We start from the raw sequence: 26046 nt of genomic DNA, 5'->3' as shown, positions 1-26046 counted from the left end.
CCTTAGAATTGTTTCAAGAATTTCACGTCGTTTTCAAATAGTAGTCTCATATCGGTAATGCCATAGCGCTGCATTGCAACACGCTCAAGGCCCATACCGAAAGCAAAACCGCTGTATTCGTCGGGATCAATTCCGCTCATTTTCAAGACCTTAGGATGCACCATACCACAGCCTAAAAGCTCGATATAGCCTTCTCCCTTACAAACACGACAGCCTTCACCACCACAAGCAAAGCAAGTTACATCCATTTCTGCACTGGGTTCTGTGAATGGGAAATGATGAGGACGGAAACGTACTTTTGTGTCTTCGCCAAATAATTCTTTCGCAAATACCGCCAAAGCGCCCTTTAAGTCGCCCATGGTAATATTTTTATCAATTACAAGGCCTTCTAACTGGTGGAACACAGGAGAATGGGTTGCATCCACCTCATCAGAACGATAAACCGTACCGGGGGAAATCATACGAATAGGCATTTTGCCCTTTTCCATGGTACGAACCTGAATAGGAGAGGTTTGTGTTCTCAATAAAATGCCATTGCCAATGTAGAAGGTATCCTGTTCATCTCTTGCGGGATGGTTTGCAGGAATGTTCAAAGCTTCAAAGTTATAATACTCTTGTTCTACCTCTGGGCCTTCAATCACTTCATAGCCCATACCCATGAAAATATTTGAAATTTCATCGATTACAATGCTCATAGGATGCTTATGTCCACTGGGTTGTGGTTTACCAGGCATGGTAACGTCAATTTTTTCGGTTTCCAAACGTTTAGAAATTTCAGCCGCTTCCAGACGTTTTTTTGCTTCCTCCAATTTATTTTCAATGTCCTGTCTTACTTCATTGGCCAGCTGACCAATAATGGGACGTTCTTCCGCAGAAAGCTTGCCCATTTCTTTTAAAATGGCAGTTAATTCACCCTTTTTTCCCAGATATTTCACTTTCATATCTTCAATATCTTTCATTTCCGTTGCTTCATGGAAGGCAGCAATTGCCTTATCATGGATTAATTTCAGCATATCCTTCATAACGCTTCTCCTCTCAATTCTTTTTCCAAAAAAAATAGTCCTCATCCGACAAAGGGACGAAGACTTCCGTGGTACCACCCAAATTCCTGCAAACACAGGCACTCTTATGCGTAACGAGCATGAATCGGATTTTCCTACTATGGTTCAGAAAATCAGCTCCGGTGGGAACTTCTACAAGCTTCTGTGCCAAAACGCTTTCAGCCGATGACGTTTTTCTCTGATGCCTTTTGCTTGTATACTTTTCACCTTCATAGCCATTCATTCTTTCAATATCAAAATAATTTTATCACAACAAAATAGAAAGTCAAGGGTAAAATAATATTACCACTGAAATTTCAGGAGAAAAGTTTTATTTCAATTTCAAACGGATAGTTGCTTGAGGGCGAAGCCCTCAAGGTTTACATATTTTCGTGAATTTGATCAATCACAGAGTCAAGGGTTCATTTTCGTGCTACATAAATTACGTCTTCCTCAGGAATAATCCCTGGTCAGCCATATGGGATAAATAATCCCCCAGCTGAACAACTTATAAATATTAACTGATATCAGTAGTAAAACAAAAAAAGGACCTCTTTGCTATGACAGTAACAACCATTGTGTATTTAAGAATCCCCTTTCAAGCGTCTCATGTACTCCTTAATTCTTTTTTCCACGCCACTGTCAGATAGTTCATAATATTTCGTTCCCAACAGTTCATCGGGCAGATATTGCTGTTTCACATAATGATTGGGGTAGTTATGGGCATATAAATAACCAATGCCGTTGCCCATTTCTTTTGAACCGCCATAACTGGAATCCTTCAAATGAGGAGGTACCGAGGAGACACGAATGTTTTTCACATCCTCTAAAGCTTTATTGATTCCCATATAAGCAGCATTGCTTTTGGGTGCGCAAGCAACATAAGTCACCGCTTGGGCAAGGGGGATTCGTCCCTCGGGCAATCCAATAAAATCAACTGCCTGCATGGCTGCAACTGCAACCTGAAGGGCATGAGGGTCTGCGTTCCCTACATCCTCAGAAGCACAAATCACAATTCTTCGAGCTATAAATTTGGGGTCTTCTCCGGCATAAATCATTTTTGCCAAATAATATAAAGCGGCGTCAGGGTCGGAGCCCCTCATGCTTTTGATGAATGCGGAAATGGTATCATAATGATTGTCACCGTTTTTGTCATAGTTTAATGCCCTTTTTTGAATGCATTCTTCGGCAACAGGCAATGTAATATGAATTTTACCATCATTCCCTTTATCAGTAGTCAGTATGGCAAGCTCCAATGCATTTAATGCCGTTCTAGCATCTCCATTAGCAGTGTCTGCAAGAAAAGCCAGTGCATCTAGGTCAATTTCTCCTTGATATGCGCCCATACCTCGTTCAACATCCTTTATGGCCCATAATAAAAGCTTCTCAATATCCTTTTGTTCCAATGGCTTCAATTGAAAAATAATAGAACGGGAAACAAGGGCTTTATTTACTTCAAAATAGGGGTTTTCTGTGGTTGCTCCGATTAATATGATGGTACCATCCTCCACATGGGGCAATAGGGCATCCTGTTGGGTTTTATTAAACCGGTGAATCTCATCAATAAACAAAATGGTTTTTGTTCCATACATCCCCTGTCTGTCTTTTGCTTCAGAAACAACCTCTTTAATATCTTTAATACCTGCAGTAGTTGCATTGATTTGACGGAATTCACTTTTCGTTGTGTTTGCAATAATTTTTGCTAGGGTAGTTTTCCCTGTGCCGGGAGGGCCGTAAAAAACAACAGAACTGATTCGGTCTCCTTTGATTGCACGGTATAATAATCTATCCTTTCCCACAATATGTTCCTGTCCTACAAATTCTTCTAGAGTTTTTGGGCGCATACGGGCAGCCAAAGGAGAATCTCCATTTCCTCTTAAGCTTCTATTATATTCAAAAAGATCCATTTCCTCACCGCCTTATGGTTTCGTCAAAAACAAGCAAGCATCTCCAAAGGAGAAGAAGCGATATTTTTCCTTCACTGCCTCGGCATATACTTCCATGGTCAAATCTTTTCCCATCAAAGCGGAAACCAGCATAATTAATGTGGATTCAGGCAAATGGAAGTTTGTAATCAGGCAATCCACAATTTTAAAGGTATAGCTTGGATAAATAAAAATCTGTGTCCATCCACTTTTTGCCTGTACTAAACCATTTTCATCCGTAACAGATTCCAGGGTTCTTGTACTGGTTGTTCCAACAGAAAAAATACGTCCGCCATTTTTCTTAGCTTGATTAATGATGTCCGCCTGTTCCTGTTCAACCACATAATACTCTGAATGCATTTCATGTTCCAAAATATCTTCAGCTTTTACTGGGCGGAAGGTACCTAAACCAACATGTAATGTAACATGGGCAATTTTCACTCCCATTCCCTCAATTTCCTTTAAAAGCTCAGGTGTAAAATGCAACCCTGCCGTAGGTGCTGCTGCAGAACCCTCATGCTTTGCATAAACGGTCTGGTAACGTTCTTTGTCCTCCAAACGGTGGGTGATATAAGGTGGCAAAGGCATTTCCCCCAATTCATCCAAAATCGCCTCAAAAACACCTTCGTAGGTAAAGCGGATGATTCGATTTCCCCCTTCGATGACTTCCAATACTTCAGCAACTAATTTACCTTTGCCAAATGAAATTTTATCTCCCGGTTTAGCTTTTTTTCCTGGACGGACTAAAACCTCCCAAGTGTCTAAATCCTTTCTTGTTAAAAGAAGAATCTCCATCACCGCTCCAGTGCCAACTCGTTCTCCATATAAGCGGGCGGGCAATACGCGGGTGTCATTAATGACTAAGCAATCGCCGTTACGCAAATATTCCTTGATGTCACGAAAATGTTTGTGGTGCCATTTCCCTGTATCTTTCTCAACAACCAATAATCTGGAAGAGGCTCTATCCTCCAATGGTTCCTGCGCAATCAATTCTTCGGGTAAATCATAATAAAAATCACTTGTTTTCATATTAAACTCCTAAATCTATCTAATTATTTAATCTAATTATTTTTGCCAATTATTTAAAAATTGAGTCACTTCATTAGAATCTTGAAGACTTCATATTTGACTATTCTTTATACCTTCTCCTTTAAGTAAAAGGAACAGATAAGTTTATTGAAAAAGACAATAGACTTATCTGTTTTGTTGTTTTTTAAAAATTTTGAAATTATGCTACAGCTAAGTTTACTTCTCTTTTTCCCAGACTTCAATATGTTTTAAGACTTTCTGCCACAAATTATTTTTGCCACAGCCTAATAATACCTCTTGTATATGTTCCTTGTCACAGGGGATTTTCCTTGCTGTGCCGCCGCATCGCAGGCCTTCGTCAAGAAAAATCCAAAATTCATTATCCTCGGGCTCTTGAGAAAGTCCTCTATCGGTAAAATAGACTTTGTTCTCGTTATCATCCGCAAAACCACGCTGTTGCAATAAGAATTCTCTTAATTCCATGCTTATCCCTCGATTGTAATACCTGTATAATAGTATTTCAGTATTTCATCATATTTATAGCCCAACTTTGCCATGGACTGGGCGCCTTTTTGGCTTAATCCCACGCCATGCCCCCTGCCGATTCCTTCAATGACAAACCGACCACTATTGTCAACTGTACTGATATTTACAGAATAAATTTCGTAATCAGAGGATTGGGATGTAGTTGTTCCTACTTTACTTCCACCGGAAATAGAGAGCGTTTTTTCATTGATTGCAGACAAGGAGCCTTCAGTATTGGCAACAATTCCGTTTTTTGCCCCTGCTTCTGCTAAGGTACCGCTACCCATATTGGAAGATTGGTTACTGCTTGAACTTTTCTTTGTACCTTCACCATAAATACCAATTTCGCCACCCTTGCCATTTATAGTAAACATCTTCCCTGGAAGACTTCCGCAGGAAGCGGAAGAAAAATAGGTACGAATTGCTTCTTTGGTGAGGGTTTTTGAACCTCTAGAGCCCACAATCTTCATTTCCTGCACTCTCCCACCCGTTGAAAGTTTCGTAATCACAATATCCTCAGCACTACCAATATTTTCACCCTTTGCCGAAAGCAGTGCATCCAAGTCGTTAAGGGTTAAGGTAACCTTCCAAGAATTGTCTCCATCCTCTGCTATTTCAGGTACCGCCTTCAAATATGGCAATGGGTTTGCCCAAACATTTTCACTGTTTTCGGTATAACCACCTGTGGAAGCACAGAAATATGCTTCAATAGGTTTCCCATCATAAACAGCAATTTTTCCCGAAGTTGCATTCACAGCCTGCGTACTTCTTGCGGATTCTCCGCTATAGCCATTGTAAACCTGACAACTTATCGTATCATTAAATTCATAGCCTAGGTTACGATAAGCACTTATCTTCATCATTGCATAAGTTCTTGCGGAAATGGTCTGGGCTTTTAATGCTTCCATTTCATAGGACGCAGGCATCTCGGCAGGAACAACACCATATAGATACATGTCCAAATCAACAACATTTACTGCTGTCATCGTTCCACCATGAATAACAAATGTAAGCATTCCCCGGTAGCTCTTGCCGTTTATACTGAAGGTATCCTGTTCCCCTGTTCCCATAAATGCAGGGTTTATTTCACTGGGGAAAAGAACAGAGGTCTGACTTCCATCTAAGCGTATTCCTGTAAAAGTTGTTCTAGTAGCACTGTATCGACTGGCAGATTCCACCTCAGAAACAGAACTGCCGGAAACATATACCGTCCATTTGTCATTGCCTAGATAAGCTGAGTATGCCCGGTGACCTAATCGTGACAAAATATCTGCTAAATCAGAAGCGTTCCTCTGACTCATTTCTTCCTCAATTGCAATGTATTCACCAGAGGCAATGGCAGCGGTAAAGCCTGTGCTTGAAGAAATCGATCCGTTTTCCTTGAATGATCCATTTTTTTCTGTTCCAATCAACAACTCTCTGCCGCCGATTAATGCAGTGGTTTTATTTTTGCAGATACTTTCAAGACCAATTCGAACCGCTTGGGGTACTTCATAAGCAAAAGCAACTTGAGACATGGACGAAAATCCAATTGTCAAAGTCAAAGCCGCTGTAATTAACTTTTTTATCTTCCTATTCATGGCAAGTCCTCCGATAAGGTAATTGTATTATTTTAGAAATTCCTTTTCCAGTATACCAAAATGTAATTATTTTCGATAGAGTAATTCTCAACAAAAACACTTCAGTTATTCCAATTGTTTTACCAATTTGTTGGAGAATCAAAATAAATGAATTTTAAAGTGATATTATAGGAGGCCTCATTACTTAAGACATCATAATATATTAGAAATAATTTTAAAGCTCTTTGAGCAATTAAAAAGGCAGGCAAGAGTATATCCTGCCTACCTTATACATGTTTATAAAGAACAACTTTTTTGTTTTCGTACCTATTTCGTATTTTAAATAATAAGATGTCTAAATAGTAGCGTAGTGGTCTACAGATGTTTCATAGTTTTTTACTCCAATTGCTATGAAATCGTACCCCATCTATACGCCAATTTCGTACAAAAATTCACTATTTTGTAATGCTTTACGATACTTTTTTCAATAATGCTTATGTGCTCAAACCCTTGTAAACACTGGATTATCTGTTGATTTTCGTTATATCGTAAGGGGTCGTCTGATACACATAATAATTCAGCCAATTAGAGTACAACAAATTTCCGTGGGCACGCCAGCGTACAAGTGGCTCTTTTGTGTCATCATCATTCGGAAAATAATTCGCTGGGACTGCAGTGTCCAACCCTGCATTCTTATCCCGTGTGTACTCATTATTCAGCGTGTAAGGATCATACTCCGAATGGCCCATGATGAAAATTTGCTTGCCATCCAATGAAGAAATTGCGTAAACGCCCGCTTCTTTAGAGGATGCAAGGATTTCCAAATTACCTTCTTTTTTAATATCTTCTTCTTTTACTGTTGTATATCGAGAATGGGGTGCAAAAAACACATCATCTGCTCCCCTTAAAAGCATTGAATTTTTCTTTTCAATGACATGGGGAAAAACACCAAAAAGCTTCTCATTCATTTCATGTTTTTGAATTCCATAATGGTAATAAAGCCCAGCTTGGGCACCCCAGCAAATGTGGAATGTACTATGAACATTCGTCTTGCTCCATTCCATCATTTCCTTCAATTCATCCCAATAGTCCACCTCTTCAAACTCCATTTTCTCCACAGGTGCACCCGTAATAATAAAGCCGTCGAAATTATCATTTTTGACTTCATCAAAGGTTTTGTAAAATGCCAACAAGTGTTCACTTGATGTGTTCTTAGCAATATGAGATTTAATATGAATCAATTCCAACTCAATCTGTAAAGGTGTATTCCCTAAAAGTCTGGAAATCTGGGTTTCGGTATCAATCTTTGTGGGCATCAAGTTCAGCAACAGCATTTTCAAAGGACGTATATCTTGGGTTATAGCTCTATGCTCCGTCATAACAAAAATATTTTCCTCAGTTAATACCTTTACCGCGGGCAACTCGTTGGGTATTTTGATTGGCATTTTTTATCACCGCTTTCTTTATTTATAAAAAATAATCCCTTACAAAAAATTGAAATGTTGCATCCAACATTATTTATGAGACAGATTATGATAGCTTAGAACATGAAAGATTGCAGGGATTTCAAATATTCATTAATCACTAATCCTCAATAAGAAATCTTTTTAGAATTAGTTTGAAGATTTTTTGAAAAATATAGATGACTATATACATTCTAAAAGCTCATCCTACGTTCAAGTCGTCTTCTTGGAGACTCCAAGAAGTTATTTGTTTACTGTGTTTTATATTGCATTCAAAGCCTGTTCAATATCATCAATTAAGTCCTGTGCATTTTCCAACCCACAGGAGAAACGTACAAGGTCACCGGATATCCCCGCCGCAACAAGTTCACTTTCATTCATTTGTCTATGGGTAGCGCTTGCAGGGTGTAGGCAACAGGTTCTTGCATCTGCAACATGGGTTGCAATGGAAGCAAGCTTTAGCCCGTTCATAAATTTTTCTGCTGCTTCTCTTCCGCCTTTAACACCAAAACTTACAACACCGCATGTGCCATTTGGCATGTACTTTTGGGCAGTTTCATAGAACTTATCACCCTCTAAACCGGGATATACTACCCATGAAATTCTGTCATTTTCTTTTAAATATTTTGCAACAGCAAGGGCATTTTCACAATGGCGAGGAACTCTTACGTGTAAGCTTTCCAACCCCAAATTTAAAAGAAATGCCGTTTGAGGAGATTGAGAAGCTCCAAAATCTCGCATGAGCTGAGCTGTTGCCTTGGTAATAAAAGCACCACCCTGACCGAATTTTTCCACATAAGTAATGCCGTGATAACTATGGTCAGGCGTGCAGAGACCTGGGAATTTTTCTGCATTTGCCTTCCAATCAAATTTGCCGGAGTCTACAATACAACCACCTACACCTGCACCGTGGCCATCAAGATATTTTGTTGTTGAGTGGGTAACAATATCCGCCCCCCATTCAAAAGGTCGGCAATTCACAGGGGTTGCAAAGGTGTTATCAATAACCAAAGGTACACCATGGGCATGGGCTGCACTCGCAAAGCGCTCAATGTCAAGGACAGTCAAAGCTGGATTTGCTATGGTTTCTCCAAAAACAGCTTTTGTATTTGGCTTAAATGCGGCTTTCAATTCTTCATCCGAACAATCTGGGGCAATAAAAGTAAAATCAATACCCATTTTCTTCATGGTAACGGAAAATAGATTAAAAGTACCACCATAGATTGTTGCGCAAGAAACAATATGATCTCCACAGGATGCAATGTTGAAAATGGCAAAAAAGTTTGCTGCCTGACCTGATGATGTCAGCATGGCTGCTGTGCCACCTTCCATTTCACAAATTTTTGCCGCAACATAGTCACAAGTAGGATTTTGCAGTCTGGAATAAAAATAACCGTTTGCTTCCAAATCAAAAAGCTTTCCCATTTCCTGACTGGTTTCATATTTAAACGTAGTGCTTTGAATAATAGGAATTTGTCTGGGTTCACCGTTTTGTGGTGTATAACCGCCCTGTACGCATTTTGTTTCTATTCTGTAATCACTCATAAATCTCAAATCCTCCTTTTTTCTGTCTGAAATTAAAAAAACCCGTCTCAAAGATAAACTTTGAGACGGGATATTCCCGCGGTACCACTCAAATTGCATTATAAAAAAATAATGCCACCTCTCAGGCTCAAACAAGCCCTATGCTTTTACGCAGCAATCACGGAAGGAGCCTACCGACATTTTCATGTTTTCGAACCTTCAGCTCAGAAGCCATAGGCATTAAGTATTTTTGTTATCGGTTTCCACCAAACCCGACTCTCTGTGAACGCAGCAACTCAGCCCTCTTCGTCATAGCTTTTATATTTAATTTGTTTTATTATAGCACCTGAATTTTGTTTGTCAATAAAAACTTTTTAAAAACAGTAAAGTCCAAGCCGGTTTTTGCTGAATATTAGGGTAAACAAGAAAGAAAACATTTTAAATATCTTTAATCATAAGCAACAGAGATACTATTCAAAATACTAGCTTTTTTTATAAATCTTAGTTTGCTATTTTACGAAAAAAGTACCCAACCGCTTGGGGACGAAGCAATTGGGTTTACCAATTTTTATTGCTACTGAGTATCTTTCTAAAAAAAATTTGCTTTCCCCCGAATTCTACTGTAGCAAAGGTTGAATTTGAATACCGTCAAATGCAAATTCTAAAGTTGGAACAATCAATTCTGTTCTGGCTATCATAGATTTGGGCTTTCCTTCATAGTTATCCTGCTGGAAGGGAACAAAATAAATACCCTTTGTGTTCATTAAACAGCCGATATTGGTTAAATTCAGTCCCAAAGCATCATTGGTAGAAATGGAGATAACTAAGGGCTTATTATTCCGCATGTGAGCCTTCGCCGCCATAAGCACAGAGGTATCGGTAATGCCATTGCTCAATTTTGCAATGGTATTTCCTGTACAAGGCGCAATAATCAGAATATCCAACATCCCTTGGGGCCCAAGAGGTTCTGCATCAACAATAGTTAAAACCGGTTCATTTCCTGTTATCTCCACAACCTTTTTTAAGAAGTCATCTGCCTTACCAAATCTGGTATCCATGGTTGCAGCATTTGTAGATAAAATAGGAATTATGTTAGCTTTTTCCCGCTTCAATTGTTCCAACTCTTTGATAATTTTATCAAATGTACAAAAGGAACCCGTAATTGCAAAACCGATATTTTTCCCTTCTAATTTCATCATTAACTCCCCCTAAATCAATTTTCCAATGAGGTCACAATACCACTCAATAAAATTCGTGCGCTGGTTTTTGGCGAATATCTACCAGGAATTCCAAGGGACAACTTTGCCGTAATCCCGTTTTTCTTACAAGCTTCAAAGTCGGTTCCTCCCGGTGCTGAAGCGATATCAATAATAACTGCATCGGGGTTTACTTTATCAATAATTTCTGCATCTAACACCATGGCAGGAATCGTATTAAAAATAAATTGCTGTGTAGAAATAAGCTCCGGTATATCTTCCAAAGAAATACCCTGATAGCCCTGTGCTTTCGCATTTTCTCTGGCAGTTTCTTTTCTTGCCCCAATGGTTACTTTTGCATCCAATCCTTGTAATCTTTTTGCAATGGCCTTTGCACATCGACCATATCCCAACACAAGACAATTTTCCTGATTCATATTTTGTGTGCTTAAGGTAATTGCCTCTGCAATAGCACCTTCAGCAGTTGTAATAGCATTTTCCACTGCTATCTCTTCCATTTTCATAAAATCATAGCAAAGCACATTTTTCGTTTGTGCTGCTTCCAATACAGAACTTGCGATATTTCCCCCAAAAAGAATTGTATTTTCTCTTAGCTGGTTAGAAAAATCAGACAACACTATGACTGTGTCATCCTTTGTCAAAAGATGGGTACCATCTTTCGTAAACGGTACAGGCGTAACTGTAATATCTGCCCATTGCATGGCACTTTCCAATGAATCAAACCGTTCAATCCCCGATAATTGTTCCGCACCATCTAAGGCATATGTTCCCACTTGGTGAAAAACATCTTTTAAGACATCAGCCAAGTAAAGAAGTCTAAGATCTCCTCCCAGTACGAGAATTTTTTTATCTGACCATTCCATTATCCCGCCCCCTATCTTTATTAAAATATGCACCATAAAAAATCATGTGTTTGTCTGGATAACAGCATGAAAGAATAGCTTGAGATTTCATCTTTTTGACAACATAAAAACAACAGGCCTGAAACACTAAGCCTGTTGTTTTCCATTTACTATGGATAAAAACTAAGAAATTACCTCAACTGAGCTGCCTTTGGAGCTGCGTTGAACCAATATTTTCTTTTCAATATTTTCCTTTAATTCCGTAATATGAGATATAATACCCACCAATCTATTCCCATAGGAAAGTCGTTGTAAGACCTGTACAGCCTGCTCTCTGGATTGCTCATCCAAAGCGCCAAAACCTTCGTCAATAAACATGGCATCAATTTGAACACCGCCAGCATGACTTTGAATTACGTCAGAAAGTCCCAAGGCCAAAGAAAGGGAAGCTTTGAATGCCTCACCGCCTGAAAGGGATTTCACGGAGCGGCTCTTTCCTGTATAATAATCCATAACTTCCATTTCCAAACCACTTTGACTTCGTTTATCGGAAGCGTTTTCTGCCCGAAACAAACGATATCTGCCTTCAGTCATTTCACCCAAGCGTAAATTTGCAGCCCGAAGCACACGATCAAAGTAAAACCCTTGCACGAAAGATTCAAAGGTTATCTTATCCTTACCTGAAAGCTCACCGTTTGCTGTTTTGGAAAGTTCAAGAATGGGCAAATATTGTTTTTCTAATTTTTGTCGAATTTTTAATTCAGCCCTTCCTTTTTGCAAAGCAATTTCTCGAATGGCATTGCTTCCGTTTAATCCTTCCAATGCATCATCAATATCTTTCATACGCAAAGTGATAGTATTCATCTCATCCTGTAGTTTTGTCAAATCATAGATTTTTGTTTCCTCACTTAATTCCGTACGTTGAACGAAATTTTCGAGTTGTGTCAATTGATAAAAAAGGCTTGAATCCTTTGCTCCTCCTGCTCTAACGTCTCTCTGCTTGCAGGCAGGCTCAAATGGTACTGCTCCTCGGTTGGAAACCCTTTTTCCTCCATCATGGAATAAAAAAGAGACTCGGCTTGTTTCAACCGTTTTTCCCCCTGTAAAGCCATACTTCGGCTTTCCTCTAACCGAGTTTCTAGTTTTTGCACTTCGTCTTTTTTCTCCTGATAGAGCGTAAGTATGCGTTTATATTCAACATCTGCCTTATCAATATACCGTTGCAAATCATCAATCGCCAGTTTTGCCTGTTCCGCAGTGGTATTTTTCTCAAGACGTTGTTCCAAAGAAATGAATTCCCCTTGCAAAAGTCCAAATTTTTCAAGATTGCTCTTGACTTTTGTTTCTATTGCTTCTAATTGTTTCTTTTGATCGGCTAGGGAAGTAGTCTCAATTTCCAACACTTTTTCCAACTCAGAAAGCTCCAATAATTTGGACTTGTGTGTTTTCAACTCAAGTTCCAAACTGTTTATATCCTTTTGTATACTTGTTAAATCTTCTTGTATCGTTTCAACGGATGTGGCTTCCTCGCTGCAAAATTTTAAGATGTTCTCTCTTTGCACTTGGCATCTTGCGGAATGCTCCTTTCCTTTTGAAGCAATTTCTTGCAAATTTGCACCGGCAAGCTCTTCATCGACTTTGGATTTTTTCCATTCTTCTTCAGTCGGTGCACTTAAGGAAAGCTCGGCTTTTCTCGGATGCTCTAAGGAGCCACACACAGGGCAGGGGGTGTCCTCTTGAAGCTTCTCAGCCAAAATGCCCGCTTGCTCTCCTAAATAAGCCGTTTCTATGGCTTCTCGATTATGTCTTGTTTCTTTCCACTGTAATTCCGCCAATTTGTATTGTTTTCTCAAAGTTTCCAGGGCTATCTCATCTACCTTTAAGGCTTCTTGCATGGAAATAATCTGTTTAATTCGTTTTTCTCTTTCTTTTTTTCCTTGTTTTGCTTGCTCTAGCACCAACTCCCCTTTCTCTAAAAGAGGCTTTTCTTCGAGCTTTGTTTTAACTTCTGAAATCGTATCTTCCAAAACCTTAATTTTGCTTTGTATCGCAATTAAGTCTTTCTCCAAAGCTTCCTTTTCTTGCTTTAAAATAACCTTTTCTTTTTGTAAAGCTTCTTTTCTAGAATAGTCTGCAAAATCATTTTCCATTTTCTTCAGACGAATTCTCTCTTCATTCAACTTTGGTTGGGCACTTTCTTGACTTTTCCGCTCATCATCTATACTCTTTAAAACAGGGTAAAGTGCACTTAATTTTTTACGAAAAGCTAAAGTCTGGGTTTCCGTTTCCGCCAGCATTTCTTTTTCATGAAGCATCCCTTTTTCCAGAGGGTGAATATAATCCTGAGCAATTCTTTGCTTTAAAAGAGACATTTGAGCCTCTTGTTGCTCCTCTTTCTTCTCAGTTAATTGTTGCAGCTCCTTTTTTGCTTTTTCTAGATTTTCAATGCGCTTATTATTGATTTCACCCTTACTGATATCCCTGGTAAGTTCCTGCTCCTTTTTTGAAAGACTTGCTTTCTCCTCTTTTAGGTGTAACACTTCCTTTTGCCCATCCGCAAAGGTCTTTTCTTCTTGCTCTAATATGGCTTCGGCTTGGTAAATTAAACTTTTTGCATCTAAACTTTCTTCGCGGAAAAGCTGTTGCAAATAGTGTAACAACCGTTTTTCACTATCCTCGAATTGGGCACGATTCAGCTTTTCCATTTCCTTTAACCTTTGCTGAAAATCTGCAAAAGTATTGGTATGAAAAACCTTTCGGAAAATTGCTCCCCTTTCGCTGCTCTCAGCGTATAAAAGCTTTAAAAACTCACCCTGAGCAATCATGGCAATTTGTTTAAATTGCTTTGAATCCACAGATAAGAGCTCCTCAACTGCTTTTTTCACCTGAACAAAGCCTGTGGAAACCGTTTCATCTTGGCAAAATAATGCCGCTTCCGCCACTTCCGTTGTCATTCCATCACCATTTTTTTTGGGGCGACGATAAGCAGGATTGCGGACAATGCGATAAATCTTGCCTTTATGTTGAAACAATAGTTCAATGTATGTTTTTGTATTTCCTTGGGCGAAATCACTGCGCACACTATCAATCCCTCGGTTAGATCCACTGGTTTCTCCAAAAAGTGCAAAACAAATGGCATCAAAAATTGTGGTTTTTCCCGCCCCTGTATCACCGCTTACAAGAAAAAGACCTCCCGCTCCAAGCTTTGAAAATGGTATCTCTATTGTCTCTGCAAAGGGGCCAAACGCAGAAATTGTTAAATGTATGGGCTTCATTCCATTTCGTCCCCCAATTCTTCCCAAACTTTTTTTACTGCTTGTTTTTGCAGATCATCCATTTCCTTTTGATTTTGCCTTTCGAAGAAAAGCTCAAATAATTCTTTGGGTGATGTATCTTCTGCTGAATAAGAAAATTCCCGTTCCTCATACGTTCTGGTTTCTACCTCTAATGACATTAAGTTGGGATAAAAAACACGCAGCTGTCCCAATGGGTCATTTAATGCTGTTGCATCAGTAAGTATCCCTCGGATATAATCTTCAGACCCACCCTCAGCTTTTGCAGCCTTCAATAACCCCTCCAGCGGGCCTTTTATCTCCCGAAGGGGTCGTTTTGGCGAAAGGAGAAGAGGATTTATCTGTATATCTTCTTTTTCTTTGAATTCTATTTTTGTGATTGCTTTTTTGCCAGAGATTTCAGAAAAAGAGTATGCCAAGGGAGAGCCTGCATAACGAATCGTTTCTCTACCAATCTTTTGTGGACGGTGTAAATGCCCCAAGGCGACATAATCAAAATCAAAAAAAACACTTGCATCAATCTCATCCACACCACCTAAAGATTTGGTTTCAGAATCACTCTGCTCCGCTTCTCCATGCCATGTCACAAACTGATGCGCTAATAAAATATTCCTTCGCTCTTTCTTGCGTGGGTATTCTTGCAAAACAAGCTCCATAGCTTTCTGATAGGAGGTAATCTCCTCTGTAAAAAAAGGACTTACTAATGCAGGCTTGATAAAAGGAAGTAAAAACACTTCAATTTCTCCGAATTCATCCTGCAATACAATGGATTTCAAAGAACCATCATAGCTACCGCAAATATGAATCTGATTCTCTTGAAAAAGTCGACTGCCAAAATCCAGACGATGGGCAGAATCATGGTTTCCTGCAATCATAAAAATTGCTATTTTAAGTTTGGATAGCTCTGTCAGAAACCAATCTAACAGTCGCACAGCTTCCACCGGAGGAACACCTTTATCATAAATATCTCCTGAGATTAAAATGCCGTCTATTTTTTCTTCCTCCGCCTTCTCTAAAATCTGGATAAGGATATATTTTTGGTCATCAATCATGGAAAAATCATAAACTTTCTTGCCCAGATGTAAATCCCCTATATGAAAAAATTTCATTGTCTTCCTCCTTTCTCAGATTCCGGTTTATTTAAAAACATTACGTTTTTCGTTCAAGCTTTTAGTACGCAGAAATAGATTATTTTAACACTTTATTTTATCTGATAGCAAATTCCCTCTTTCGGAATCCCTGCATTCTAATTCACGTTCTAAGCTGGGGCTAGACAATAAAATTGTAAAAAGAGTCTATGTACAAAGATAAGTTATCTTTTTCCTATTCCTCTCGGTTTATAAATGATCTTTACAGTTCAAAGCAGACACCCATTAGATGTCTGCTTTGTATTTAGCAATGGTTTTCAGCTTAAACCTCGGGGTTTTACGTCTTGTCCATCTCGCTTTAATTATGCTCAAAAGGTGTAATGACCCATTTTATACAGCCATCCAGTCTATTTTCAAAAATACGATATCCCTCCATCACATCATTTAAAGGCCCACGATGGGTAATCAGACAAGTAGTATCAATCTTTTTACATTGCACCATTTTCATAATCGCTTCACAGCTATTGGCATCTACCCCACCTGTCTTAAACACTAGGTTTTTACCATACATCTGATGTAATGGCAAGGTTTGCTCCTTTTCATAGAGAGCCACCAAAACCACAATGGCGTTTGGTCTTGCCACCTTCCATGCAAGTTGGAAAGTGTTTTCTCCCCCTGCCACTTCAAACACCCGGTCGGCACCTCTACCTTGCGTCAACTTTAAAATCTCTTCTTCTATATCCACTTCCAAAGGGTTTAGGCAGACATCTGCCAAGCCCTGTTCTTTTGCCAAATTTAATCTGTCTGTGCTTGTATCCACAACTATAACTGTAGCAGGACTATAGAGTTTAATGCTCATTAAAGTGCACAACCCCGTGGGGCCAGCCCCCAAAACAACCACCGTATCCGCGGGTTTTAGTTCACCGATGCTTGCTGCCCAATAGCCTGTTGCTAGGATGTCTCCGTTAAATAATGCTTCTTCATCGGTTACATCATCGGGAATTTTCGTTAAACCTTGGTCAGCCATGGGAATGCGGGCATATTCTGCTTGTCCCCCATCGATACGGCAACCCAGCTCCCAACCGCCGTGGATACAATTATTTACATAGCCTTGTTTGCAGAAAAAGCATTCCCCGCAAAAAGTTTCCACATTTACAGAAACTCGGTCACCAACAAAAAAATGCTTCACCTTTCTGCCAACTTCAACAATTTCCCCTACAAACTCATGTCCCAAAACTGTATTTTCCTTTGCTCTGGGCACAGCGCCATGCTTAATATGCAGGTCGCTGGAGCAAATTGTAGATCTGGTTACTCTTACAATGGCGTCCGTCTCTTTTTCAATCACTGGAATCGGTCTATCTTCCAAGCACACAATACCATTTCCCTTGTATACAACTGCTTTCATCGTTTCCCCCATTTTCAGCCCCCAATTCTAGATCGTAGACCCTTTTTTTATTTTGTAATATTATTTTCAATTCACTGGAACCTTTTTCGGCAAAAAGTATCGCAAGCCCTATAATTTCACTTAAAATGCGATTGCGATTTCTTTTCCTTTTTCTGCGGCTTCCTCAATGATTACCTCAACAGGACGAAGTCCCATATCTAAGCCCTCCGCAAAAATACAATCATATTTTTCAATGCCAAAAAATTGACTCATGGCTTCCATATATCTGGAGCCCATTTCCATAGGAGAGCCCTGATAAAAACCACCTCGTGTGGTAACATAAACCATATGATTGGCCTTACAAGTTCCAACACACCCCTGTTCGTTACAGCCAAAGGTGATTCCCTCAACACATAAATTTTCAATATATGTTTTCAACAAAGCAGGAAAGCTTAAATCCCAAAAAGGCGCCGCAACCACAATTTTGTCCGCCTTGGCAAATGCATGGGCATAGTGAAAACGAGGATGAGAAAAATCCTTGTTCGCCAGCAATGCATCTCTTTGGTGAAAATAACCTTCGGTCATATTGATTAGCGCTTCATCCATCAAGCAAAGCTCCTCTATTTCATATGTACCTTTTTTCTCCAATTCCTTTAGAAATAAATCCGCCAGTTTTTTGGTTCGAGATGCATCTCTGCGAATGCAGCAATTTACAAACAATACTTTTTCCAAAGAAAACACTCTCCTTTAATCTATTTTTTCTACGGCTAAAGAGCCAAGTTTGTTTTCCTTCAAAACATGGTCAACCTCTTCTTTTAAAGGAACAGAATCGGACGCACCTTTTTTACCAATGGCTAGAGCACTTGCCGTTGTGGCCAATAATAAGGAATCAGGAATGGATTCTCCATTCAGTATGCCGTATAAGAAATAACCGCTAAAGGTATCCCCCGCCGCAGTGGTATCCACAACCTCAACTTGATGGCATCCGATTTTATAGGTCTCCCCTTTGGAATAACAAATAGCACCTCTGCTTCCCAGGGTCAGAAGAATATTACCCTTAGGATATTTATGTTTTAATACAGGAAGAATTTCTTCATCTTTTTCGCATCCTGCAATCTGTCTTCCTTCGACCTCATTGACAATCAACCAATCCAAAAGTTCTAAAGGATATTTCAAAACCTTTTCATTCATTGGTGCTGCATTGAATGCAATTTTCAATCCTCTTTTATGGGATTCTTCAATCATATATCCCACTAAATTTGTTTCATTCTGCAACAAAACTAAACCTTCGTTGCCGAATTTATCTAAAGTTTCGCTGATATATTCTTTTGTATATAGCTGATTTGTACCACCATAAAGCAAAATACAATTTTGACCATGTTTATCCACTTGAATAATGGCATGTCCACAGTTTTCTGTTGTATCCATGAGCAAAGAAACATCCACATGATTTTCACCAAGTTTCGCTGCTAAGGCCTCGCCTCCCTTGCCCACAAAACCAGCGTGATAAACTAAATTTCCTGCCTTTACCGCCGCAATAGACTGATTTAAACCTTTTCCACCACAGTTGACAAATAACCCGTTAGAGGACATGGTCTCCCCAGGTTCAACAAAGTGATCCACCTCATAAACATAATCCATATTTAAAGAACCAAAATTCAGTATTTTCATTCTGCTTCCTCCTCATTTTTCATTAAAACAGCTTTTCTCAGTTCTAGCTCACGTATCTTTTCCTTCCATGCAATTCCGCTTAAAATCATAAAAATACCTAAAATTTGAATGGGACGAAAGGTTCCAAAAAAAACATAATCTAACACAATAGAGGCACTTAACTGTCCAAAAAGCATCAAAACAGTAGATGTCATGGCTCCTGTATTTTTCGTTCCCACAATTAAAAAAATCATGGCTACCAATCCACAAACACTGCCTAAATAAAAAAGCAGAGGTACTTCTTTTATAAAGGAAAGGCGAAACTCTCCGCCTTTTCCGGTGATATAAACAAGGCAAAAAGCAATGACAGAGGCTTCAATGTAATTAATTAACGCGCCCCTGGCTGTACCCAAACATTCCCCTGCCTTTACATTTACCATCTTATTGATAACAGATAAGAATCCGTTCGCAATCGCCGCTATATAATATATCATTTTTTTCCTCCTTAAGCGTAAACAACAATCAAAACCCCTGCCAACACCAATAAATAGCAGGGTAATTGTTTGAAACGAAACGGTTTTTTCACTGCATTAAACCATCCATAGTGGTCAACCAATGCTGATGAAATCATTTGCCCGATGATAGATAGGCTTAACAACTGGGTTGCACCAATGTGCAAGATGCACCAACTGCTGCTAGCTACCAATGTAACACCCATAAAACCCACCGCATACACATATTTTGGTACTCCGCCAAAGGTAATTGGTTTCTTTTCCTTAATCTTAATATAAAAGAAAAGAAGCACTGCCGCAATGACATGGACAAAAAAACAAACACCAAAAAGGCTGTAGTAATTTCCCAACTGCCCATTCAGCGATACCATAAAGCCTTGAAATATACCGGCCAAAATTAAAAATATATAATAAACCATCTTTCCCCTCCCAAAAACACATTCGGTTTTTCTCTCTCCAATGATTTTAACATATTATTCTAATAGATTCAAATTATTAGACTGCAAACATTGCATTTTTTCAAAAATTAAGGTAAATTATATCATACAAAAGAACTACAAAGGAGGAGCAAATATGCCAAATGTACAGCCACATATTCAGCTAGATGATACTCTTGAGGTGAAATATGCTTTACTTCCTGGGGATCCCGCCAGATTGGATCGAATTTCTCCGTTTCTGGAAAATGTTATGGAGTTAAAATTTAATCGTGAATACAGAAGCTTAATTGGTACTTATAAAGGTATTAAAATTTTAGCCATTTCAACCGGGATTGGTGGTGCCTCTGCAGGGATTGCAGTGGAAGAACTGCATAATATTGGTGTTGAAGCTTTGATTCGTATTGGTAGCTGCGGCAGTTTACAACCGAAAGTAAAAATGGGCGATATTATTCTGGTAAGTGGTGCTGTGCGTGATGATGGAGCATCAAAGACCTATGTGGATGCCATGTTCCCTGCCGTGCCCGATATAGATCTGCTATTTGCCTGCGTTGAATCCGCAAAAGAAAAAAATATTCCCTTTCATACAGGCATTGCAAGAAGCCACGACAGCTTTTATACCGATGATGAGGATGCAATTGATGCTTTCTGGTCAAAAAAAGGTGTTCTGGGATGTGATATGGAAACAGCGGCAATCTTTACAATCGGCCATCTAAGAGGGGTGAAAACTGCTTCTATTTTAAATAATGTTGTAGAATATCAAGGAGATACCTTAGATAGCATTGTAAATTATGTTGACGGTGAATCCCTTTCCATGCAAGGGGAAAAAAATGAAATTTTAGTTGCCTTGGAGGCTTTTGTAAAACTGGAAAAAGGCCTTTCATAAGGTTTCGTATCCACAACTTTTTTAAAACTAAAAATAATTTGAAACATTTTCTTCCTTTTATCGTCAAATCAAAAAGTACGATAAAGGAGCTGAGAAAATGGGAAAATATTTATACATGCTTGCATTTCTTTGCAGTTTGATTTTCTATGGTGGATGCGCAACGGTTCAGCCCGCAGAAACCGATGAAAAACCGCCCACTGCGGTCACCAATGAAAAACCCAAAGTGAAGTCTGTGCAAACGTTACATGGGAAAATCATCAAAATGGAAAAGGATATGCTTTTTGTAGCAATCACAGAAAAGAAGGATATCTGTCAAGTTTCTACTAACGCTTTTATAGGAGATATCACCCAAGTAGAACCGGGGGATATAGTAGAGATTGGGTTTAGCGGTGTGGTATTGGACATTTACCCTGAGATAATTGCCAATCCGGATTACGTAATTTTCACTGAAGAAGGTGAGGACTTCGTAGGCCTCTATTACAATATTCTTTTCGATTTATTTGAGGGGGATCCCGGACTAAACAATGACATAAATTTTGTTGCCCTAGATTTAACCGAGGACGAAAATCTTACCGACAGCGAGAAAAAAGCCCTTGTTTATTTGCTTTGGAATAGGACCCAAATAGAAACACGATTGGCAACCTATGATGAGCTACTAGCAGAAAATTTGATTGTGATTGAAAAAGACACGAAATTTGCAAAAATGGATACTGGAATATTGATGAACATGAAATCTTCTAAAATGGAAAAGGATACATTTACATTTTCTGCTCAAAAATGGCGTTCGTCTTTAGGGGCATATGGTTTTGTTGATTGTATCGCTAAAAAGGAGAATGGAAAATGGTCTTACATCGTAGGCGGAGAGATGATGTCTTAATGCCTATAACTACTTGCTAGCCTTTAACATTTGATAAAAAACACCCCCCAAAGCAATATTTGTGGGGGTGTTTTTAAATTGATTTTACTGTTTTTGCTTAAAATAATAGACTGCTTTTCTTACCAGCCTTTTTTAAATTTCAGAACTTCATCAGTAATTTTTCCATCAAGGTACTCCTGAATAGATTCCTCTATTATTTTAAAGCCACGTTCTAAATTTTCAGGTTTAATATTCAAAGGAGGTTGGATTCGCAATACATTTTTTCCAAGAGAAATGATAACCAAGCCCTTTTCATAAGAACGGAATAAAACCTTGTAGGTTCCCACATCATCTGGAATAAGTGTACCCTTTTCAGAGTCTCTTCTTGTTAAAGCCAAACCTCTGGACATTCCTTTTCCGCTTTTCCTTGTTGCAATATCAGGGAACTTTTCCATGATGTTTTTTAAATAGCGTTCCATTGCTTTTTCATTTTCCGCTAAAATATGTTGGAATTCTTCTCCTTGCATATAATCAAATGCGGCACAACCGGCAGCACAAGCCAGAGCGTGGCCGCCTAAAGTAAACAAATGTGCCGGAGCCGGTAAGGAATCCATAATTTCCTCCTTTGCCATAAAAGCACCCAATGGAAGACCTGCGCCCACAGATTTGCCCATTATAATGCCATCAGGCACTATATTGTAATGTTCAATGGAAAACCATTTACCTGTTCTAAAAAATGCCTGCTGTACCTCTTCAGCAATAAATAGTATCCCATATTTTTTGCAAAGGGCATATAATTTTTTCATAAAGATTTGATGTGCCGCGATTAATCCAGCATCTCCTTGAAGGGGCTCAATAATAACCGCTGCAACCTCTTCTGGGGGCAAATATGCCTCAAAAGCCCTTTCCAGCTCCTTTATGCACTCCCTTTCACAAACTTCATCCTCCAAATCATCCCCATAAAAAGGGAAATTATAAATGTCTGGAAGAAATGGCCCCATTTTGGAACGCATTCTTGTTGTAACTGCACTTAAGGAAATAGAACCGTATGTACTTCCATGATACCCATTAATAAACGTAATAATCTTAGTTCTTCCTGTGTATGCCCTTGCAAATTTAATTGCAGCATCGTTGGCATCGGAACCACAGTTGCCAAAGCAAACCTTTGCAGAAGCGCCTCCGGGATAGACTGATGTTAAGCGCTCAGCATAGCTAATATTTTTTGTGTTATAAATATAGGCGGGCGTATATTGGCTATACAATTCCAACTGCTCTTTGATTGCTGCTGTAACAGCAGGAAAACCACTACCCAGATTTAAAGACGATGCACTACTTAGAAAATCTATAAACTGATTGTCATCTTGATCGAAAATAATATCTCCCACAACCTTTTGTATTGTCAGTGGAAAATAGGAAAAATGCTGACATGGTGCAATTACTTTTTCATCGCGCTGGATCCAAGCGGCACTTTTTGTTGTTGTTAAGCCCATTTTTTCATCTCCCTGTCATTTCATTTTCTAGTCAAATCTTCTTCAGTTTCTTTTCATCAGCTTATATACACCAAGGGTCATAATTGGAACGACATATACAAAGAAGAATACCCATGCTAAAGTTCCATATCCCTTTGCAATTAAGTTAATCAAACCATAAGAAGAAATAAAGGTTGTTACTACCAAAAGAACCACGGCAACCACTGGTGTCATCCAACCAGGTACCTCCTGTCTGTTACTTTTGTAACTCTCAGAAATACGGTCAGTGATTGAGTAAATTAAGCCGGAACCTGTTTCTATCAAGGTACCGAACAATACAATTTGGAACATATAACGCAACCACGGCATATTCATTTGGGTTAAAATATAATCCACAGGGAGCTCCTGATCAATAATTGCAGGATAAAAACCTGCCATTGCCACGAATAAGATAATACCTGGTAATATACCAATGACTCCTGCAATCAATCCAGAGGTAAATGCCTCTTTGGAATTATCTGAATGCCTAATTGTATAAAGCACTGCAATAATGATTGCTAAATTATAAAATGCATATTGAAAACCACCCAAAGCCCAATTACCGCTAACCGGCACCGTAGCAAAATTGTGGCTGATGTCTGAGCTGTATCTGGAAATTACCAATACCAAAAACAGAATATAGACGCCATACAGTACAAAGGACCATAATGATAAGACCTTTTCAATCGCCTCTGAACCATTCATTACCAATAAAAACACCGCTGTAGACATACCGATAATACCAAACCATTTATTTAAGCCAAAAAGCTCATGAAGTATTGATCCTGCGGAAGCGGAAACAACTGCTAAAACGATTAAAATAAAAATTATGTAAGCAACTTCAAAAACTAACCAACCAGGCCCCATAAGCTTTTTCATAAAATTTTTGTAGTCGTATTTTTGGAACTTTCGCGCAAAAGCAAAGGAGACTGCGCAAACAATTGACCATGTCAACAGGGATACAATGGCCATGCCCAAAATACCGCCCAAAGGACCGTAGCCCATAAAATATTCAATCAGCTCTCTGCCTGTGCCGTAGCCTCCGGCTATTACGCAAGATTGAAAAACGATACCGGGTACAAAATACTTTTGAAATTTTTTTGATGATAAAATACTCATATGATTCCTCCTTTTTACCCCATATTTTCTACATTCTCTTTTGTAATTAATTATACTAAATTTAGTTTAATAGGATTATATATTTAATATATATAAATGTCAACGAAATATTAAATAAATTTTAGTATTTGTAAATTTTATATCTTTAGAATAAATAAATTTTTGATGAGCCTATTTTATTGTATATCTTTTTAAACATCACAAAAAAAAGAACTTGTCTTTTATGCATTTTCACGCAAAAAGAAAAGTTCTCATAGTTATTTTTTATTTTATTTTAATGCCATGGATTAAATAAATTTTAAAAGATTAAAAGTTACTCAAACTACGGCGAAATCCTTGTTTTATTATCATATTAAAAATTCAATAAATTTCATTTTCATAGTAAAATTTATTTAATATAAAGCAGGAGAAATAACTGCAACCGCCTCTACATCTTCATCACCGGGATTATACAGCTGATGATATGTTTGCTGGGGTACATAAATGCTATCCCCTTCGTTTAAGATATATACATCATCGCCAATATGATATTCCAAAGTTCCTTTTAAGACCAAAGTACACTCCGCTGCTTCCTCGTGATACTGCACCATGGTACTGCCCCAGCTTTTTGCACCTAATTTGAAACATAGCATTTCCATCTTCGTACAAGCATTCTTACTCCTGCTGTAGGGTGTTACAAACTGGTATTCCATATTAATATCAGCAAACTGAATTTTTGTACGATTATCTCTGGTAATTACTGTAACTTGCTCTTGTTCTTCTTGGGAAAAAAGGGAAACCAAAGGAATTTCAATTGCCTCTGCAATACGCATTAAAACAGACAGAGATGGACTGATTAAGTTACGTTCAATTTGTGAAATATATCCGGGGGTCACCTCAGCTTTTTCAGCCAAATCCTTTGCGGTGATTCCCTTTTCCACTCTTGCAGCCTTTATTTTTTCTCCAATCATGAAAAACATCCTTTCTGTTTCATATTCTCCCCTGCACAGCAACATAAACCCAATATTGGTTATATTCAAAATGAATTAAAAGATTGCAACTTATCCAATCTTTTACGTATTTCATAGCAATTATACCATACTATTTTTATAAACTCAAAGAAATAAGAGTTATTTCTATATATTCTAATACAAGCATAGCCCTTTCTTAGCCATTTTTATATTTTATCAATAATTTTATTTAGTACAGCTTTAAAACAATCAATAAAATAGTCATTATAATCAGACTAAATGGGAGCATCAAAGAATTCAAAACGGCAGCAGCTGAGCGATCGTAACCACAGCGTTCTGTATAAATCGGCGCTATACTTAGAATCGGTGAAAAAACTATAATCGAGAGTATTTGTCTATGTAATAAAGGCCCTGGTAAATAATGATAAATCAAAAAGGAAAAGACGCATGCAATTACAAGTCTTAATACAAAAACACTCCCCATATCCTTCAAAACACTTTTTTTCATTTTAGGTTCAAACATAATTCCAATTAATATCATTGCCAGAAATGTATTTGCCTGTCCCATCATGGTTGCAAGGTCAAATACAATATTAGGTAATTGAATTTTTAAGCTGCATAATGAAATCATAACCAGATATGCAACGAAGGGCATAGACGAAAATAGTGTTTTGAAAATTTCTTTAACGCTAACATTATCTTTTCCTTTGGTAATGAGGGTCGCAATGGTAAAGGTAATTCCAAAAACCATAATGGCGTTACCTACATCAAACATACAAACAACAGCCACTGCATCTGGAGCGAAAAAACTCTGCATAAAGGGCAACGTACAAAGACCAATGTTATAGCCGGAGGCATTAATAATAAAAAACGCCCGCTCTGAGGGTTGCTTTTTTCGGGTAAGAAGCAGAACCAAACTAATTGCCATAAGATTTGTAATAAAGCCTAAGGCAATGTCCGTTAGGAATGAAACATCCAGGCTAAGGGTTCTAAAATTACTTATAATCACCATTGGCAAAGTAATTTTCATAACCAACCTAGACAAAAGATCGGTATCCTTTTGAGAAAATAACCCGCCCCTCTTTAGTCCAAATCCCACGCCAATCATAAACAAAAACCCGAAAGCTTTTGTTAAAACGATTTCCATATGAGTGTCATCCCTCCCTCTACAACCCTATTAGTGCCATATGAATGAAAAAAGACCTTTTGCATAAAACAAAAGGTCGGTTTCTCGGTTGTGAA

Annotated in this window: 23 protein-coding genes and 2 other annotated features; of the genes, 2 read left to right on the top strand and 21 right to left on the bottom strand. The window is 38.5% G+C overall.

All coding sequences use genetic code 11. The features are described from left to right. Positions 1–2 precede the first annotated feature (2 nt). From pheS to CPRO_RS07310, 17 genes are all read right to left on the bottom strand, one after another. A complete protein-coding gene (gene pheS, locus CPRO_RS07395; protein ID WP_066049801.1) occupies positions 3–1022 on the bottom strand; it encodes a phenylalanine--tRNA ligase subunit alpha in 1020 nt (339 codons plus the stop codon). A 49-nt stretch (positions 1023–1071) separates the two neighbouring features. Next, positions 1072–1283: a binding site (T-box leader), on the bottom strand. A 341-nt stretch (positions 1284–1624) separates the two neighbouring features. After that, positions 1625–2947 (bottom strand): AAA family ATPase, encoded by a 1323-nt coding sequence (locus CPRO_RS07385; RefSeq protein ID WP_066049796.1) that lies wholly within the window; start codon positions 2945–2947, stop codon positions 1625–1627. Positions 2948–2959: 12 nt separating this feature from the next. Continuing rightward, a complete protein-coding gene (gene queA / locus CPRO_RS07380; RefSeq protein ID WP_066049793.1) occupies positions 2960–3994 on the bottom strand; it encodes a tRNA preQ1(34) S-adenosylmethionine ribosyltransferase-isomerase QueA in 1035 nt (344 codons plus the stop codon). 216 nt (positions 3995–4210) lie between these two features. After that, positions 4211–4477: a hypothetical protein gene (locus CPRO_RS07375; RefSeq protein ID WP_066049790.1), complete on the bottom strand. Its 267-nt coding sequence runs from the start codon at positions 4475–4477 to the stop codon at positions 4211–4213. A 2-nt stretch (positions 4478–4479) separates the two neighbouring features. Beyond that, entirely contained in the window at positions 4480–6099 is a 1620-nt protein-coding gene (locus CPRO_RS07370; protein WP_066049787.1) for a SpoIID/LytB domain-containing protein, read from the bottom strand. 503 nt (positions 6100–6602) lie between these two features. Beyond that, entirely contained in the window at positions 6603–7523 is a 921-nt protein-coding gene (gene metA / locus CPRO_RS07365) for a homoserine O-acetyltransferase MetA (RefSeq protein ID WP_066049785.1), read from the bottom strand. 279 nt (positions 7524–7802) lie between these two features. Continuing rightward, on the bottom strand, positions 7803–9086 hold the full coding sequence (locus CPRO_RS07360; protein WP_066049783.1) for an O-acetylhomoserine aminocarboxypropyltransferase/cysteine synthase family protein: 1284 nt from the start codon (positions 9084–9086) through the stop codon (positions 7803–7805). Between the two features lie 58 nt (positions 9087–9144). After that, positions 9145–9387 (bottom strand) — a binding site (T-box leader). Positions 9388–9682: 295 nt separating this feature from the next. Next, positions 9683–10261 carry a dipicolinate synthase subunit B gene (locus CPRO_RS07355; RefSeq protein ID WP_066049779.1) on the bottom strand — a complete coding sequence of 193 codons (579 nt, stop codon included), beginning with the start codon at positions 10259–10261 and terminating at the stop codon, positions 9683–9685. 17 nt (positions 10262–10278) lie between these two features. After that, positions 10279–11145 (bottom strand): dipicolinate synthase subunit DpsA, encoded by an 867-nt coding sequence (gene dpsA / locus CPRO_RS07350; RefSeq protein ID WP_066049776.1) that lies wholly within the window; start codon positions 11143–11145, stop codon positions 10279–10281. Positions 11146–11307: 162 nt separating this feature from the next. Next, positions 11308–11988 carry an SbcC/MukB-like Walker B domain-containing protein gene (locus CPRO_RS07345; protein WP_157881694.1) on the bottom strand — a complete coding sequence of 227 codons (681 nt, stop codon included), beginning with the start codon at positions 11986–11988 and terminating at the stop codon, positions 11308–11310. Between the two features lie 80 nt (positions 11989–12068). Continuing rightward, a complete protein-coding gene (locus CPRO_RS07340; protein WP_066049771.1) occupies positions 12069–14399 on the bottom strand; it encodes an AAA family ATPase in 2331 nt (776 codons plus the stop codon). Then, a complete protein-coding gene (locus CPRO_RS07335; RefSeq protein ID WP_066049767.1) occupies positions 14396–15526 on the bottom strand; it encodes an exonuclease SbcCD subunit D in 1131 nt (376 codons plus the stop codon). Before CPRO_RS07335 ends, CPRO_RS07340 begins: the two co-directional genes overlap by 4 nt. A gap of 337 nt (positions 15527–15863) precedes the next feature. After that, the gene (locus CPRO_RS07330) at positions 15864–16910 is read right to left on the bottom strand and encodes an alcohol dehydrogenase (protein ID WP_082754410.1); all 1047 of its coding nucleotides are present in this window, start codon (positions 16908–16910) and stop codon (positions 15864–15866) included. Positions 16911–17030: 120 nt separating this feature from the next. Further along, positions 17031–17621, bottom strand: a complete 591-nt coding sequence (locus tag CPRO_RS07325) for an NAD(P)H-dependent oxidoreductase (protein WP_066049761.1) — start codon at positions 17619–17621, stop codon at positions 17031–17033. 15 nt (positions 17622–17636) lie between these two features. Continuing rightward, on the bottom strand, positions 17637–18560 hold the full coding sequence (locus CPRO_RS07320) for a ribokinase (protein ID WP_066049758.1): 924 nt from the start codon (positions 18558–18560) through the stop codon (positions 17637–17639). Continuing rightward, positions 18557–19033: a DMT family transporter gene (locus CPRO_RS07315; RefSeq protein WP_066049755.1), complete on the bottom strand. Its 477-nt coding sequence runs from the start codon at positions 19031–19033 to the stop codon at positions 18557–18559. The genes CPRO_RS07320 and CPRO_RS07315 overlap by 4 nt, the downstream gene beginning before the upstream one ends. Before the next feature lie 11 nt (positions 19034–19044). Beyond that, positions 19045–19470 carry a DMT family transporter gene (locus CPRO_RS07310; protein ID WP_066049752.1) on the bottom strand — a complete coding sequence of 142 codons (426 nt, stop codon included), beginning with the start codon at positions 19468–19470 and terminating at the stop codon, positions 19045–19047. Between the two features lie 154 nt (positions 19471–19624). On the opposite strand from CPRO_RS07310, the gene CPRO_RS07305 reads away from it, so the two are divergent. Further along, a complete protein-coding gene (locus tag CPRO_RS07305; RefSeq protein ID WP_066049749.1) occupies positions 19625–20371 on the top strand; it encodes a nucleoside phosphorylase in 747 nt (248 codons plus the stop codon). Positions 20372–20468: 97 nt separating this feature from the next. After that, a complete protein-coding gene (locus CPRO_RS07300; protein ID WP_066049746.1) occupies positions 20469–21248 on the top strand; it encodes a hypothetical protein in 780 nt (259 codons plus the stop codon). A gap of 119 nt (positions 21249–21367) precedes the next feature. On the opposite strand, the gene CPRO_RS07295 is transcribed toward CPRO_RS07300, so the two are convergent. From CPRO_RS07295 to CPRO_RS07280, 4 genes are all read right to left on the bottom strand, one after another. Beyond that, positions 21368–22717, bottom strand: coding sequence for an aminotransferase class III-fold pyridoxal phosphate-dependent enzyme (locus CPRO_RS07295; protein WP_066049743.1), 1350 nt, complete (start codon positions 22715–22717; stop codon positions 21368–21370). A 42-nt stretch (positions 22718–22759) separates the two neighbouring features. Next, entirely contained in the window at positions 22760–23854 is a 1095-nt protein-coding gene (locus CPRO_RS07290; protein ID WP_066049741.1) for a YkvI family membrane protein, read from the bottom strand. 392 nt (positions 23855–24246) lie between these two features. Beyond that, complete coding sequence (locus tag CPRO_RS07285) at positions 24247–24804, bottom strand: XRE family transcriptional regulator (RefSeq protein ID WP_066049738.1); 558 nt, start codon at positions 24802–24804, stop codon at positions 24247–24249. Positions 24805–25033: 229 nt separating this feature from the next. Beyond that, positions 25034–25951 (bottom strand): AEC family transporter, encoded by a 918-nt coding sequence (locus CPRO_RS07280; RefSeq protein WP_066049736.1) that lies wholly within the window; start codon positions 25949–25951, stop codon positions 25034–25036. Positions 25952–26046 lie beyond the last annotated feature (95 nt).

Source organism: Anaerotignum propionicum DSM 1682 (assembly GCF_001561955.1).
In the GTDB taxonomy this organism is placed as follows: Bacteria; Bacillota; Clostridia; order Lachnospirales; family Anaerotignaceae; genus Chakrabartyella; species Chakrabartyella propionicum.
This window is presented reverse-complemented; position numbering and strand designations above follow the sequence as displayed.

What these genes read in the sequence shown, in the direction of transcription:
- pheS (WP_066049801.1), bottom strand. Translation starts at nt 1,022, where the DNA reads ATGAAGGATATGCTGAAATTAATCCATGATAAGGCAATTGCTGCCTTC.
- CPRO_RS07385 (WP_066049796.1), bottom strand. Translation starts at nt 2,947, where the DNA reads ATGGATCTTTTTGAATATAATAGAAGCTTAAGAGGAAATGGAGATTCT.
- queA (WP_066049793.1), bottom strand. Translation starts at nt 3,994, where the DNA reads ATGAAAACAAGTGATTTTTATTATGATTTACCCGAAGAATTGATTGCG.
- CPRO_RS07375 (WP_066049790.1), bottom strand. Translation starts at nt 4,477, where the DNA reads ATGGAATTAAGAGAATTCTTATTGCAACAGCGTGGTTTTGCGGATGAT.
- CPRO_RS07370 (WP_066049787.1), bottom strand. Translation starts at nt 6,099, where the DNA reads ATGAATAGGAAGATAAAAAAGTTAATTACAGCGGCTTTGACTTTGACA.
- metA (WP_066049785.1), bottom strand. Translation starts at nt 7,523, where the DNA reads ATGCCAATCAAAATACCCAACGAGTTGCCCGCGGTAAAGGTATTAACT.
- CPRO_RS07360 (WP_066049783.1), bottom strand. Translation starts at nt 9,086, where the DNA reads ATGAGTGATTACAGAATAGAAACAAAATGCGTACAGGGCGGTTATACA.
- CPRO_RS07355 (WP_066049779.1), bottom strand. Translation starts at nt 10,261, where the DNA reads ATGAAATTAGAAGGGAAAAATATCGGTTTTGCAATTACGGGTTCCTTT.
- dpsA (WP_066049776.1), bottom strand. Translation starts at nt 11,145, where the DNA reads ATGGAATGGTCAGATAAAAAAATTCTCGTACTGGGAGGAGATCTTAGA.
- CPRO_RS07345 (WP_157881694.1), bottom strand. Translation starts at nt 11,988, where the DNA reads ATGAATACTATCACTTTGCGTATGAAAGATATTGATGATGCATTGGAA.
- CPRO_RS07340 (WP_066049771.1), bottom strand. Translation starts at nt 14,399, where the DNA reads ATGAAGCCCATACATTTAACAATTTCTGCGTTTGGCCCCTTTGCAGAG.
- CPRO_RS07335 (WP_066049767.1), bottom strand. Translation starts at nt 15,526, where the DNA reads ATGAAATTTTTTCATATAGGGGATTTACATCTGGGCAAGAAAGTTTAT.
- CPRO_RS07330 (WP_082754410.1), bottom strand. Translation starts at nt 16,910, where the DNA reads ATGAAAGCAGTTGTATACAAGGGAAATGGTATTGTGTGCTTGGAAGAT.
- CPRO_RS07320 (WP_066049758.1), bottom strand. Translation starts at nt 18,560, where the DNA reads ATGAAAATACTGAATTTTGGTTCTTTAAATATGGATTATGTTTATGAG.
- CPRO_RS07315 (WP_066049755.1), bottom strand. Translation starts at nt 19,033, where the DNA reads ATGATATATTATATAGCGGCGATTGCGAACGGATTCTTATCTGTTATC.
- CPRO_RS07310 (WP_066049752.1), bottom strand. Translation starts at nt 19,470, where the DNA reads ATGGTTTATTATATATTTTTAATTTTGGCCGGTATATTTCAAGGCTTT.
- CPRO_RS07305 (WP_066049749.1), top strand. Translation starts at nt 19,625, where the DNA reads ATGCCAAATGTACAGCCACATATTCAGCTAGATGATACTCTTGAGGTG.
- CPRO_RS07300 (WP_066049746.1), top strand. Translation starts at nt 20,469, where the DNA reads ATGGGAAAATATTTATACATGCTTGCATTTCTTTGCAGTTTGATTTTC.
- CPRO_RS07295 (WP_066049743.1), bottom strand. Translation starts at nt 22,717, where the DNA reads ATGGGCTTAACAACAACAAAAAGTGCCGCTTGGATCCAGCGCGATGAA.
- CPRO_RS07290 (WP_066049741.1), bottom strand. Translation starts at nt 23,854, where the DNA reads ATGAGTATTTTATCATCAAAAAAATTTCAAAAGTATTTTGTACCCGGT.
- CPRO_RS07285 (WP_066049738.1), bottom strand. Translation starts at nt 24,804, where the DNA reads ATGATTGGAGAAAAAATAAAGGCTGCAAGAGTGGAAAAGGGAATCACC.
- CPRO_RS07280 (WP_066049736.1), bottom strand. Translation starts at nt 25,951, where the DNA reads ATGGAAATCGTTTTAACAAAAGCTTTCGGGTTTTTGTTTATGATTGGC.